Source organism: Micromonospora sp. B11E3 (assembly GCF_039871625.1).
Classification (GTDB): Bacteria; Actinomycetota; Actinomycetes; order Mycobacteriales; family Micromonosporaceae; genus Micromonospora.
Window position 1 is genome coordinate 15,764 of record NZ_JBDPMC010000033.1, and the last position, 13,807, is coordinate 29,570.

A 13,807-nucleotide genomic window follows, 5' to 3' on the forward strand; every position below is an offset into this window, starting at 1 on the left:
GTCGGCCACCCGGCGCCCCGGGTGGGCTGACGAGGCGCCGGCGCGGGCGGAAGCAGCGGCGCCGGACCGGCGTCCCGGGCCCCGGGTCGAGCGGGTGACGTACGGGGGCGGGTCGCGGCGCGCCCCCGTACGTCGGTGCCGCGACGCGTCAGCCCTTGCGGCCCTGGGTGGCCACGCCCTCGATGAAATAGCGCTGGCCGAAGCTGAACAGCAGCAGCATGGGCAGCGTCACGAGCAGCGAGGCGACCATCACGTACTGGTAGTCACCTTCCCCACCGGCGGTCAGGCTGTACTTCGTCATGGCGTACGCGATGCCGAGGGGTGCGGTGAAGTCCTCGACCGATTCCCCGTTCAGGTAGATCAGCGCGCCCTGGAAGTTGTTCCACGCCGCCTGGAACTCGAACAGGAACACGATGACGAAGGACGGGATGGACAGCGGCATGGCGATCCGCCAGAACAACTGCCAGTAGTTCGCTCCGTCGATCCGGGCGGCTTCGAACAGCTCCCTCGGCAGGCCGAGGTAGAACTGCCGCTGCAGGAAGATGTAGAAGGCCGAGCCGAACAGGTTGGCGCCGAACAGCGGCACCCAGGTGCCGAGGAGGCCGCTCTCCTTCCAGATGAGGTAGGTCGGGATCATCGTGACGGAGGCCGGCAGCATCATGGTGCCCAGGACCAACCCGAACAGGATGTTCCGGCCGGGGAAGCGGAAGTAGGCGAAGCCGAAGGCCACCAGCGAACTGGAGACGGACACCGCCGCCGCCGCGAGGAACGCGATCGACACGCTGTTGAAGACCCAGCTCAGCAGCGGCAGCTCGGCCCAGACCTCGACGTAGTTGTCCCAGCGCCAGGTCTCCGGGACGAGTGCGTTGTCGAACACCTGGCTCGACGGCTTGAGGCTGGCCGCGACCAGCCAGACCAACGGGTACAGGAACAGCGCGGCGAACCCGACGAGCAGGACCGTCAGCAGGATCCGGCCGGGGGTCCACCGCTGCCGTCCGCGGTCGGCCGCCTCCTGTTTCTGGACGGGCGCGGCCTCCACGGCGGCAGCCAGCGGGTGTGTGCCGCCGACGCCCACCGTCGCCATTACCGGCCTCCCTCGTAGTACACGAAACGATTGCCGACCTTGACCTGGATGAAGGTCAGGATCATGAGGATGACGAAGAGCAGCCAGGCCATGGCGGCGGCGAAGCCGAAGTTGAACTGCCGGAAGGCTTCCTGGAACAGGTAGACCGCGTAGAACAGCGACGACTCCGGCACGGCGTTGTTCTGGTCCCGCCAGAACAGCAGGTATGCCGAGTCGAACACCTGGAAGGCCGCGATCGTCAGGATGATGACGTTGAAGAACATGGCGCCGGAGATCATCGGCAGGGTGATCGAGAAGAACTTCCGCACGGGCCCCGCCCCGTCCAGGGAGGCCACCTCGTAGAGGTCCCGCGGGACGTTCTTGAGGGCGGCCAGAAAGATGACCATCGTGCCGCTGACGCCCCAGAGCGCCATGAGCACGACCGAGGGCTTCACCCATGCCGGATCCACGAGCCACTGGGGACCGGAGATCCCGAGGAACCGGAGGCCCTGGTTGATCGCGCCGGTGTTGCCGTTGAGCAGGAGCAGGAAGATCGACGCCGTGGCGACCATCGGGGTCATCTTGGGCAGGTAGAAGACGGTCCGGAAGAATCCCGCGCCCCGCCCGACCCCGTTGAGCAGGAGCGCCAGGAACAGGGCGAAGCAGATCTCCAGCGGTACGGCCAGCACCGCGTAGAACAGGGTGTTGCCCAACGACGTGGCCACCTTCGGGTTGTCCAGCAGTTCCGCGTAGTTGCTGGTCCCGACCGGCCGCATGGCGTTCGTCGCCAGGTTGTAGTCGCTGAACGAGATGACCAGGCTGTAGATCATCGTCCCGGCGGTGAAGACGAGAAAGCCGATGATCCACGGCGAGATGAAGAGATAGCCGGCCAGTGCCTCCCGGCGGTTGTACTTGGTGGTCCTGACCCGCCGCGCCGATCCCTTGCCAGGGGTGTCGGCGTCAGGCGGGGCGACCGTGCTCTGTGCCATCGGACGCCTCCTTCGAACTCCGCGGCTGCCATCGGGGTCCCTAACGGAGCGTGGCGGGTCCCCGCGTTACGCGAGGGACCCGCCACGCCCACCGTGAACGCGGGTGTCAGCCGCCGGTGACGCTCTTGTACGCCTGCATCGACGCCGTCTGCGCGTCCGCGAGGGCCTGCTGGGGGGTCTTCTGACCGAGCAGGGCCGCAGTGAAGGCGTTCAGCAGTTCCTGCTTCATCTGTTGGCCGGCGGGCGACGCGCCGGTGCTCACACCGGCCCCCACCACGTCGTAGTAGGTGCTGATCACCTGGTCGAAGCCGGCGTTGCCGCTGGGCTTGACGTGCTTCTCGCGGATGGCCTTGTCGGCGGCGGGCGATCCGGTGAACAGGCCGGTGTTGATGGAGTTCTTCTCCTTGACCGTGGCGGCCCGCGCCTCGGCCGCCGCGGTCCAGGAGCCGTCCTCCGTCAGCGCCAGCGCCCACCTGCAGGCGGCGGACGGGTTCTTGGCCTTGGCCGGGATCACGAAGGAGGTGCCGCTGGCCCAGGTCACCGGCTTACCGCTCTTGTCCTTGAACGGCACCGCGCCCAGCTTGATCTTGTCCTTGTACGGCGACAGGACGTTGGGGTACCACTGTGCGTCGACTTCCGCGCCGACCTGGTTGAGAACGAACTGGTTCTTCTCCCCGAACACGTCGAACGAGTCGGTGAAGCTCTTGTACTTGGCGAAGCCGCCCTGGGCGTCCGTGATCCTCTTGAGCAGTTCCAGCCCGTAGACGTTCGCCGGGTCGTCGAGCGTGGGTGCCCCGTTCGCGTCGCTCAGCTTGCCGCCCATGCCGAGGATCCACAGGTACATCTGGCCGGTGGCCTGGGGGTTGAAGCCGAGCGTCGCCGGCACGTCACCGTTGGCCTTGTACATCTTGGCGATCGCGCCGAGCAGCTTCGTCGGGTCTGACGTGTCGATCTCGCTGTCCTGCACGCCAGCGGCGTCCATCACCGTCCTGTTCAGGATGATGGCCGGCGGCTGGTAGAACTGCGGCACCGCCCAGACCTGGCCCTTGTACGTCACGTCGCCGACGACGGAGGGGTACCAGCGCTCCTTCGGCACGACGTTGTGGGTCGTGAAGCACTTGTCCAGCGGCATGATCAGGCCCTGGGCCGCGTAGGTGCCGACGTACTCGCGATCCATCTGGACCACGTCGGGGAGGTTGCCGCTGGCCAGCCGGGTCGTGAACTTCTGCGCGTCGAATCCCGTCTGGTCCATCTCGATCTTGACGCCGTCGAGCTGCTTGGCCGCGTACTCCATCCGGGCCTTGCCGACATCGTCCGCGTTGTTGAACCCCCAGGCGCTCAGGGTTCCGGAGGGCTTGGCGTCGAAGTTCGCGGCATCGCTGCCACCACTGTCGTCTCCAGACGAACCACAGGCGGTTGTCGCGACAAGTACGGCGGCAACGCCTGCGGCCACGAGGGCCGCGCGCCTCTTTCTCATAGGGGTCCCTTCGACGGCGTATGGGGATCGGCGAGGCCGACCCAATGAGATGGCCAGTTTGGACATGGAATCCGTACCAGGCGGGACCGTATCGGACTGTGAGACCGGACACAACCCTGAGAGATCGCGCAGCGCATCGGTGCAGGTAACAGTGCTGAGTAGACCCGCCGCAGCAGTCGAGGCGCCGCCGATTTGGGTATGACAACGATGCCACACGCCGGCGGACGATGGCAGGTCGGCGGTTCGCCTGATACCGCTCGCTCGCTCCTGATACCCGCCGCGACGTTGCTCCCAATCCCGACAAAGATGTGGATCACACCGACAGCGGCGGTGCGCGGGCGACGCCGGTGGCGTCGCGGCCCTCGGCGACAGGTGCACCGAGCGGATCCCACCGGGCGGACGCCGCCCGGGGCAGGTCGTCCGGTCAGGCTTCCAGCCGGTCAGACATCCGCCGTGCGGAGCTTCCGTCCCGTTTCCGCGGCGACGCCCGCGCCGGTCAGCAGGTCGTGGCCGATGACCCCCGCGCCCACGACGCACACCAGGTCGCCCAACTCGGCTCCGACGACCCGCGCGGCACGGGCGGCCGGCGACATGGCCTCACGAGCGACCAGGTCCCGCACGGGGTCGAGCAGCATCGCTCCCGACCGGGTGACCCCTCCCCCGAGGACGACCATGTCGGGCTCGAACACGTTCACCAGGTCCACGACCGCCGCACCGAGCAGGTCCACCGTCTCGGCCCACACCGAGACGGCCAGCGGATCGCCGGCCGCGGCCGCCGCCGCGACGTCCGCGGCGGTGAGGCCCGGCAGGGCGGCCAGCGTCGAGGGCGCACCCTGCGCCAGCGCCTCACGGGCCCGCTGGGCGATGGAGGTGCCCGACGCGTACGCCTCGACGCAGCCGCGCCGGCCGCAGCTGCAGAGCCGGCCGCCCCGGTGGACGGTGAGATGACCGAACTCCCCGCCGTTGCCCGCCGCGCCACGGTACAGGGCTCCCTCGACGACCGCGCCACCGCCGACACCCGTGGACACCGTCAGGTACAGCATGGTGGTGGTGCCCCGGCCGGCGCCGAACCGGTACTCGGCGACCGCCCCGACGGTCGCGTCGTTCTCCAACGCGAACGGCACGCCGAAGGCGTCCGCGGCCAGCGGCCCGATCGGAACGTCGAGCCAACCGGGCAGGTGCGGTGGGCACAGCAGCAGCCCGGACGGGGCGTGCAGGGGACCCCCGCAGGCGATTCCCACCGCCCGGACCGGGCCGAGGCCCGCCCGCTCGACCGCCCGACGCCCCATGTCGAACAGCCGGCGGGTCACCGCCTGCCAGCCGTCCTCCCGACGGGTGGGCTCCACCACCAGGCCGTGCGCCGCACCGCCGGCGGTCACGACGGCCACCGCGAGCTTCGTGCCACCGATGTCGAGGGCCAGCACCGGGCCCGGATCGCCGCCGGGCGACGGGGCGGACAGGTCGCGGTCGCTCATGCGGGTCCTTCCGGTCGGCCCACGGCGGGTGAGGGGAGGGCGGCGGCCGAGGGCCGGTCGCGGTCGAAGAGAGGTTGCAGACCAGCTATGGGATCGATCCCAGGCAGAGCCTAGGAGCCTGACCCAATGTCGTCAACCCGGGACTCTCCGGTCAGTTCGCCCCGGGTACGCCGCCCGTAGGGACGGCTGCCTCAGGGACTCAGCGTGCGCCGGACGGCGGAGCGGTCGAGCCTCGGGCGGCCACGGTGGCCGAGAGCAGCACGGTACGCACCGGCGCGAGCGGCGACTGGATGCGCTCGAACAGTTGGGAGACGGCGGTCTCGCCGAGCGCCACCGCGTCCTGGGCGACGGCGGTCACCCCGGGCCGGACCAGGCTCATCCACGACACGTCGTCGAACGACACCAGACTGAGCTGCTCGGGGATCGACAGGGCCAGCTCCGCGGCGGCCCGCCACACGCCCTCGGCCAGGACGTTGTTCGCGGCGAAGACCGCCGTCGGGGGCTCCGACCTGCCAAGCAGCTTGTGGGCCTCGATCCGGGCCGCGTCGACGTCCCAACCGGCGGTCACCACGAGCGAGTCGTCGAGCGGCACGCCGGAGGCGGCGAACGCCGCCCGGTATCCGGCGAGCCGGTCCCGACCGGTGGTCCAGTGCATCTCGTCGATCACCAGCGCGATGCGGCGATGCCCGAGGTCCAGAAGTTGGGTGGTGAGCTGGCGGGCCGCGCTCCCGTTGTCCACGACCACGGCGTCGCAGACGCCGGCGGCGAACTGCCGGTCGACCTCCACCACCGGTATCCGCTGGCGGGCCAGATAGGTGCTGACGTGCGCCGAGACGGGCGTGACGATGACCCCGGCGACCCGCAACGCGACGAACGCCTCGGCCACCTCCGCCTCCACCTCCGGCGAGCCGCCGTCGTCGGCCAGCATCATCGTGTACTGGCGCTTGCGGGCCTGCTGGCTGATGCCGGCGGCGAGCCCGGCGTAGAAGGGGTTGCTCAGGTCCGAGACGAGGACGCCGATCGACTGGCTGGCCTGCTGACGCAGGTGGCGGGCGGTCGCGTCGGGCACGTAGCCGAGGCGGGTGGCGACCTCGCGGACCCGGTCCCGCACCTGCGGGGCCACGTAGCCGCGGCCCGTCAGCGCCCGCGACGCGGTCGACCTGGACACCCCGGCCGCGTTGGCGACCTCACGGATCGTCACCCGAGGCGCCGGATGCGACCCGCCGGGAGCAGCCTGCCCACTCTTCATCGGCTCTCCCCGACCCGGTACCGCCGGCGAGCCGGCCGGCTACTCCAACTGTCGTCACGTCGACCCCGAGTGTGTCACGTCCACCAGCGCCTCCGCCCGCTGATCAAGGCGAACTCGCCGAGGGGTCGGCTCCCGCATCGTACGTGGCAACGATTCCAGCCGGACGTTGATAATGTTCCCCGATGTCGGCTCCTCCCCCGCACAGCTCCCCCGTCGGCGACGCTGACCCGGGCCTGTCGATGCGTGGCACCGTCGAGGGCTTCTACGGGCCGCCCTGGTCCCACCCCGAACGCCTGGCGCACCTCGAGTTCTCGGCGCGGATCGGCCTGAACACCTACGTCTACGCCGCCAAGGACGACCCCCACCACCGCGCCCGCTGGCAGGACCCGTATCCGTCCCGTGAGCTCGCCCGGCTCGCCAGGCTGGCCGACACCGCCCGCTCGCTCGGCGTCCGCTTCGTCTACGCGATCAGTCCGGGACTCACCATGAGGTACGCCGACGACGCGGACCACCGGGCACTCGTCGCGAAGGCCGCCCAGTTGCACGACGCGGGGGTCGACTCGTTCGCGTTGCTCTTCGACGACGTGCCGAGCGAACTGAGCCGGCCGGAGGAGCTGGAACGCTGGCCGGGAGCCGGCGCGGCGGGCGCGGCGCACGGCGAGACGGCCACCCGCTTCGTCGAGGACTTCCTCGCCCCTCGGGGCATCCGGGACCCGCTGCTCGTCTGCCCCACCGACTACGCCGGAACGGCCGTCACCGCGTACCGCCGGCACTTCGCCCGGACCGCGCCCGCGGACGCCCTCGTCGCCTGGACCGGGCCCGGCATCGTGGTCCGTACGATCAGCCGCGACGACATCGACCGGGCCGCGGCCAGCTACCGACGCCGCCTCGTGCTGTGGGACAACTTCCCGGTCAACGACTTCGAGCCCAGCCGGCTCTTCCTCGGCCCGCTCACCGGCAGGACCGGCGACCTGGCCGGCTCCGCCCTGGTGGGCGTCCTGGCCAACCCGATGGTCCAGGCGGCACCGTCCCGGCTCGCGCTGGTGTCCGTCGCCGACTGGGCCCGTGACCCGCGGGGCTACGATCCCGAGGCGTCGGCCCGGCGGGCTCTGCCGCGGGTGGCCGGGGCCGGGGCGGTGGACCTGGCGCCGCTGGTCCGGGTGTGCAGCTCGTGGCCGCCGAGCGCCGCCCAGGACGCGCAGCTCGCCCGCGCGGTCGACGACACGCTCGCCGGAGTGCCCGGCGCACCGGCGGTGCTGGCCGGCCGGCTCGAGGAGCTGGCCCGGGGGTGCCGTGCCGCCGTGGAGCCGCGGACGCTGGTGTCGGCGCTGCGCCCGTGGTTGACCGCCGGGGCCGCCGTCGCGGAGGCCGGCCTGGCCGCCGTACGCCTGCTGGAGGCCGCAACCACGGCGCCTGCCGCGGCCGCGGCGCCCGGCGGGACCACGGCGGCGGCCCGGGCGGCGGCACCCAGCGGGACCACGGTGCGCGCCGGCGAGCGGATCCGGGCGCTGCGCGCGGCGGCCGGGCTGGCCCTGGCGGAAGCAGAGGGCCACTACGCCAACGTGCTGCGCTCGGTCGTCCCGCCCTTCGTGCGGGAGGCGCTGGACCGGACGGCCCCGCCCGAGCCGGAGAACGCCGACGGCGGACCGTGCGCCCTGCTGGTCACCGGTCGCCGCCGCACCGCCGGCGACGAGGGCATCGCCGCGCTGCTCGAACGGCGCGGGTACCGGGTGTGCCGGCGCGAGGCGCCCGGGCCCGGTGACATCGGGCAGGCGTCCCTCGTCGTCGTCACCCGGGGCGCCGAGGCACGGGGGCCGGCGAACCTCACCGCCGCCGAGGTCGGGCCGGACGCCCGGGTGGTGGCCCGGGCCGGCGACGAGGACCGTGCCGCCCTGTTCCACTACCCGGCCGGTGCCCGCCTCGCCGACAGGACACCCGCCCCGGCGCCACGGACCGGTCTGTTCCTCGCGGCCGACGGGGTCGCCCCGTGGCTGCTGGCCCCAGCGGGACTCGCGCTCGTGGCGGCCGCGCTCGACCAGGCGGCGGTCGGAGTCCCGCGCCAGGCCGGGCCGCCCGCGATGGGCCGCTCCATGTCGCCGACATGACGGAGTCCACCCGGCGTGGATGACCCCATGTCGGCGACATGGCGTCGACAGCCGATCGTCACGGGACCTCGACGGGGTGCGGGTCGCTCGGGGCGGGCACGGTCGGGCCGGCGGCGGGCGAGCCGCGGCCCGCCCGGTAGTCCTGCCAGGTGCGGGCGACCAGTGCCAGGTCGTGGTCGGTCAGTTCCTCGCCCGAGCGGTCGATGCGCTCGGCGTAGTACAGCGCGGGAACGCCGAGTCGGCCCTGCGTCCGCACGTACGAGCGCCACTGGGCGAGGTCGGCGACGGGCCACTGGTCGGTGTCGACGGGGTGGTCGGGCAGTACCGCCCGGACCACCGCGTGCCGGAAGGCCAGCTGGTCCACGGCCGGGACCACCCGCCCTGACGGGTCGCGCTCCAGGATGTCGTTGAGCCGGATCATGTCGCAGACGTCGCCGAAGCCGGGGTGCGGCGTGTGGGTGACCACGAGGGCGTCCGGCTTGGCCGCCTTCGCCGCCCGGTACAGGGTGTCCAGCAGCCGGTGCAGCGCGGCGATGCCCCACGGCGCGTCCGCGGGGGCGCCGGGGCGCCGCAGGCCACGCCCGGCCGGCGCGCGTTGGGTGAAATCGATCTTGAATCCGTCGGCGTCCAGGCCGTCCGGTCCCAGCAGGCGCGACACCATCTCCGCCAGGTGCGACCGGTACGCCGGGCTGCCCGGGTCGGCGGCGACCGGCGTCCCGGCCGGGTCGGTCACGCACTCCGTCACCGGCAGTCCGGCGGGGTCCCACGCCTTCCACCACAGCAGGACGCGCTGGCCGGCGGCGTGCCGCTCGGCGATCCACGCGCGCAGGTCGGGCCAGCGCCCCGGGTCCGGCTCCCCCGTCCCGTACGCCAGTTGCCAGCGGTCGTCGATCACCACCGTGCCCGGCACGACGCCGTGCTGCGCCAGTCGGCCCAGCCAGGCGTCGTAGCGGTCCTGTCGGGCCAGGTCGAAGGCGATCGGCAGCCCGTCCGGCACGACGGCCGGGCCGAGGTCCGCCAGGTGGTAGGGGTGTGACGCCGGCTGGCCCGGGATGGGGGCGGCGGCGCACTGCGCCCCCCAGCCGCAGAAGATCGGCGCGGTCCACCAGTCGGCCGGGTTGGCGGCGGGCCGGGCCGGGGCGAAGCCGCGCTCGACCAGGTCCGCCCGGTACGTGGCCAGCCCGCGCCACGGGTCGGCGGCGGGCCGCAGCACCACCGTCGGGGTGACGAACGATCCGCGCACCGGGGTGTGGCCGTCGTAGTCGAGCTCCAGCAGGAACCCGCCGTCCAGCGGGGCGTACCGCAGCTGGGTGAAGCGCAGGTCGTCGACGGGTGCCAGCAGCGCGAGGGTGAGCCAGTCGCCGTCCGGGACGTGCGTGGCGTGCCGGGCCGGTTCGCGGCCGAAGGCCAGGCACAGCGGCGGCGGGGAGAAGATGCCGTGCAGCCGCCCGGCCGTCGCGTCGCCCACGATCCCGAGCGCGGCGCCGGCGGAGGCCGGCCGCACCACCTGCACCGGCTCGGTGGGCGTCGGGTTGAACACCGAGGCGTGGTCGATCGACGAGCGGAAGGTGCCGCACGCCCCGTTCGGCAGGATGGCGCGGCCGCCCAGCAGCCGCACCTCGCCGAGGTCGCCCGTCCCCTCGACCCGCGCCCGGAGTTCGAGCCGGTCGTCGTAGCAGCGCAGCAGCACGGACTTGGCGGACCAGGCGGTGCTGCGGCAGGACAGCTCCACCTCGACGACGTCCTCGCCGTCGCGCCCTGCCGACACCCGCGGCTCGCCGACGTCGAAGGACTCGTCGGGCAGGTCGGCGCGGTCCACCGAGGCGAGCAGGCTCAGTCGGGACCAGATCCGGCCGTCCGGGTCGGCGAGCACGGCGACCCGCTGCGGGCCGCGTACCTGCAACAGATAGGTGGCGGCGGTGACGGTGTGGGTGCCGGGCCCGGAGGTGAGTTTGATGGAACCTCTCCTTGCACTCGTGGGGGCGGGGCCCGCGGGCGGCGGGTCAGCCGAACGGGGCGACCGCGGGCCCGGCCGCGGGAAGCTGGCCGGTGGCGGCGATCCGCGCGTAGACGTGGCCGGAGTCCTTCACGGTCAGCCGGCCGGACGCGTAGTCGACGTGCACCAGGCCGAACCGGGGTCGGTAGCCCAGCGCCCACTCGAAGTTGTCCAGCAACGACCAGTGCAGGTAGCCGACGACGTCCGCGCCGGCGTCGATCGCCTCGGCGACCGCGCGCAGGTGCCCGAGCAGGAAGGCGATCCGGCGCTGGTCGTGGACCCGTCCGTCGTGCGTGGGGGCGTCGCCGTACACGCCCCCGTTCTCGGTGATCATCAGGGGTACGCCCGGGTAGTCGCGGTGCAGCCGCAGCAGCAGGTCCCGCAGGCTGTCCGGGACCACCTCCCAGCCCTCGTCGGTGCGTACCGTGTCACCGGACGGGCCGACCACCCGCCAGGGGAAGGGGCGGTCGGGGCCGGTCTCCGCCGCCGCCATGACCCGGCGGGTGTAGTAGTTGACGCCGAGGAAGTCGCTGCGACCGCCGATGAGCGCGGCGTCGCCGGGGCGGATGATGTCGTCGAGGCCGCCGCCGAGGGCCCGCTCGTAGTGCTGCCACATGTCGGCGGGATAGCCGGCGCCGAGCAGCGGGTCGAGATACCACCGGTTGACGTACCCGTCCGATCCCCACGCGGCGGCGCGGTCGCGGGGGTCGTCGGTGGCCGGGTCGCACGGGAAGAGGCTCAGCGCGCAGCCGACCTTCGCGCCCGGTACGCGTTCGTGGATCGCGTCGGCCCCCGCGCCGTGTCCGAGCAGGACGTGGTGGCCGGCGGCGACCGACGCGCGCAGGTCCCGGACGCCGGGGGCGTGCAGCCCCAGTTGGTAGCCCAGCAGCGCGATGATCCATGGCTCGTTCTGGGTGATCCACCAGCCCACCCGGTCCCCCAGGCGGTCGGCGACCGCCACCGCGAACTCGGTGAAGGCGTCCACGCTGGACCGGCCGGCCCACCCGCCGTCGGCCATCAGCGCCTCGGGCATGTCCCAGTGGTTGAGGGTGAGCACCGGCGTCACGCCCCGGTCGAGCAGCGCGTCGACGAACCGCTCATAGTGGTCGAGGCCGCGGCGCTCGACGCGGCCCTGTCCGGTGGGGAGGATCCGTGCCCAGGAGACGGAGAACCGGTACGCCGTGAGCCCGAGCTGGGCGATCAGGTCGACGTCGCGGGACCACTGGCGGTAGGAGTCGCACGCCCGTGAGCCGTCGCCGCCGCCCTCGACCGCGCCGGGCCGGGCGGTGAAGGTCTCCCACACCGATCGCCCCCGCCCGTCGGCGTGGAGGCTGCCCTCGATCTGGTAGGCGGAGGTCGCGGCGCCCCACAGAAAGCCAGGTGGGAACGTTGTCAGGACTGGGCGGCTCGCCGCCTCGGCGGTGTCGGGCGCGGCGTTCGGCCGCGGAGGGTCGGCCTCGGCGGGACGACGCGGGGTGCCGCTCACGGCGCCATTGTGTTCGGCGCCGAACGAACAGGTCAAGGCCGAATATGGGGACATTGACAAGGCCCCGAAAGAGCACTTTGGATGGACCGCGATCGAAGCCGGTCGTGCACTTCCCACCGTCTTCGCGGTGTGGGATCGTTGCCATGTGCGTCTGACCGACAGTGTGTGGGTGCACCACGACACCTGCAACGTCTACCTACTCGTCACCGGCAAAGAGGCCGTGGCCGTCGACTTCGGCGCCGGCACGGTCCTCGACCACCTGGCGGACTACGGCGTCGAGCGGATCACCGACGTGCTCATGACCCACCACCACCGCGACCAGGGGCAGGGCCTGGCGCGGGCCGCGAGCGCCGGCATCCACATCTGGGTGCCGTCCTCGGAGCGGGACCTGTTCGCCGACGTCGGCACGCACTGGCAGATGCGCACCCTGGACAACGACTACAACCTCCGGCAGGACAAGTTCTCGCTGCTGGACGACGTACCGGTGCACGGCGTCGTGCCGGAGTACCGGACCACCCGGTTCGGCGGCGTCGACGTGACCGCCCTGCCCACCCCGGGGCACACGCTGGGGTCGGTCAGCTACCTCGCCGAGCTGGACGGCAGGCGGATGGCCTTCACCGGCGACCTGCTGCACGGCCCCGGCAAGGTCTGGTCGCTGTCGTCGATGCAGTGGAGCTACAGCGGGCTCGAAGGCGCCGCCGTGTCGGTGATATCGCTCGACCTGCTGGCCGACCGCGACCCCGACCTGGTGCTGCCGTCACACGGTCAACCCATCGACGAGCCGGCACAGGCGATCGCCGAGACCCGGCGCAACCTGCAGGCCCTCGTGGACTTCCGCCAACCCGTGCCGTGGGACCTGGGCGCGCGGCTGCGGCAGCCGTACGAGGAGCTCTCGCCGCACCTGCTGCGCAACCGCACGTCCCACGCCACCAGCTACGCCCTGCTCTCCGACTCGGGCACGGCGCTGCTGATCGACTACGGATTCGACATGATCACCGGCCTCCCCGCCGGCAGCGACCGCGCGTCGCGCCGCCCGTGGCTGGCGTCCTTGGACGCGCTCAAGCGCACGTACGGCATCGACCGGGTCGAGGTCGCCGTGCCCACCCACTACCACGACGACCACGTCGCCGGCTTCGAGCTGCTGCACGAGGTGGAGGGCAGCCGGATCTGGGCGGCGGACACGATCGCGCCGATCCTGCGCGACCCGCTCCGCTACGACCTGCCGTGCCTGTGGTACGACCCGATCCCCGTACACCGGGTGGTCCCCACCGGTATCCCGGTGCGGTGGCGGGAGTACGAGCTGACCATGTACCCGCTGCCCGGCCACACACTGTACGCGGTGGCGATCGCCTTCCAGGTCGACGGCATCACCGTCGTGTCCACCGGCGACCAGCAGGACGGCGGCTGGATCGAGGGGCAGCGCGCGGAGGTCCTCAACTTCCAGTACCGCAACCGGTTCCGCATCGACGACTTCGTCGACTCGGCGCTGCTGTACCGGCGGCTGGCTCCCGACCTCATGATCAGCGGTCACTGGCTGCCCCGGCTGGTCGACGACGCGTACCTGGACATGCTGCTGGACAGGGGCGAGGAACTGGCCCGCCTGCACCGGGCGCTCCTGCCGCTGGGCGAGGTCGACTTCGGCGCGGAGGGGTTCGGCGCCCGGATCCTGCCGTACCGGTCGGTCGTGACCGGCGGCGAGAGCCTGGAGTTCGAGGTGGAGGTACGCAATCCGTACCGGCGGCGCGCCGCGTTGCGCGTCGACCTCGTGACGCCCGGCGGGTGGCGGGTGTCCCCGCGAAGCCGGGAGGTCAAGGTCGACGCGCTCGGCGAGGAGACCGTCCGGTTCACGGTGCTGCCCGCGCCCGGCGCGACCCGGCGGGCACGCCTCGCGGCCAACCTGACCGTCGACGGCCGCGACTTCGGCCAGCAGGCCGAGGCGCTGGTGGACGTGCGTTGACACCGCGATT

9 protein-coding genes are annotated in these 13,807 nt (G+C 72.3%); 2 read left to right on the forward strand and 7 right to left on the reverse strand.

What is annotated here, in order from left to right; translation table 11 throughout:
* Window positions 1–148: 148 nt before the first annotated feature.
* The 5 genes from ABGB16_RS18030 to ABGB16_RS18050 all read right to left on the reverse strand — a co-directional run bounded on the left by ABGB16_RS18030 (window position 149) and on the right by ABGB16_RS18050 (window position 6,253).
* Window positions 149–1,084 (reverse strand): carbohydrate ABC transporter permease, encoded by a 936-nt coding sequence (locus ABGB16_RS18030; RefSeq protein ID WP_347669240.1) that lies wholly within the window; start codon window positions 1,082–1,084, stop codon window positions 149–151.
* Entirely contained in the window at window positions 1,084–2,052 is a 969-nt protein-coding gene (locus tag ABGB16_RS18035) for a sugar ABC transporter permease (protein WP_347669241.1), read from the reverse strand. The genes ABGB16_RS18030 and ABGB16_RS18035 overlap by 1 nt, the downstream gene beginning before the upstream one ends.
* Window positions 2,053–2,158: 106 nt before the next feature.
* Window positions 2,159–3,529: an extracellular solute-binding protein gene (locus tag ABGB16_RS18040; protein ID WP_347669242.1), complete on the reverse strand. Its 1,371-nt coding sequence runs from the start codon at window positions 3,527–3,529 to the stop codon at window positions 2,159–2,161.
* A 440-nt stretch (window positions 3,530–3,969) separates the two neighbouring features.
* Window positions 3,970–5,004, reverse strand: coding sequence for an ROK family protein (locus ABGB16_RS18045; RefSeq protein WP_347669243.1), 1,035 nt, complete (start codon window positions 5,002–5,004; stop codon window positions 3,970–3,972).
* Window positions 5,005–5,203: 199 nt separating this feature from the next.
* Window positions 5,204–6,253, reverse strand: a complete 1,050-nt coding sequence (locus tag ABGB16_RS18050) for a LacI family DNA-binding transcriptional regulator (protein WP_347669244.1) — start codon at window positions 6,251–6,253, stop codon at window positions 5,204–5,206.
* 182 nt (window positions 6,254–6,435) lie between these two features.
* Here ABGB16_RS18050 and ABGB16_RS18055 point away from each other — a divergent pair, with 182 nt between their 5' ends.
* Window positions 6,436–8,358 carry a protein O-GlcNAcase gene (locus ABGB16_RS18055; protein WP_347669245.1) on the forward strand — a complete coding sequence of 641 codons (1,923 nt, stop codon included), beginning with the start codon at window positions 6,436–6,438 and terminating at the stop codon, window positions 8,356–8,358.
* 58 nt (window positions 8,359–8,416) lie between these two features.
* On the opposite strand, the gene ABGB16_RS18060 is transcribed toward ABGB16_RS18055, so the two are convergent.
* Together ABGB16_RS18060 and ABGB16_RS18065 are read right to left on the reverse strand one after the other, a co-directional pair.
* A complete protein-coding gene (locus ABGB16_RS18060) occupies window positions 8,417–10,261 on the reverse strand; it encodes a hypothetical protein (protein WP_347669246.1) in 1,845 nt (614 codons plus the stop codon).
* A 100-nt stretch (window positions 10,262–10,361) separates the two neighbouring features.
* Complete coding sequence (locus tag ABGB16_RS18065; RefSeq protein WP_347669247.1) at window positions 10,362–11,840, reverse strand: GH1 family beta-glucosidase; 1,479 nt, start codon at window positions 11,838–11,840, stop codon at window positions 10,362–10,364.
* A 145-nt stretch (window positions 11,841–11,985) separates the two neighbouring features.
* Between ABGB16_RS18065 and ABGB16_RS18070 the strand changes: the two genes are divergently transcribed.
* On the forward strand, window positions 11,986–13,797 hold the full coding sequence (locus tag ABGB16_RS18070; RefSeq protein WP_347669248.1) for an MBL fold metallo-hydrolase: 1,812 nt from the start codon (window positions 11,986–11,988) through the stop codon (window positions 13,795–13,797).
* Window positions 13,798–13,807 lie beyond the last annotated feature (10 nt).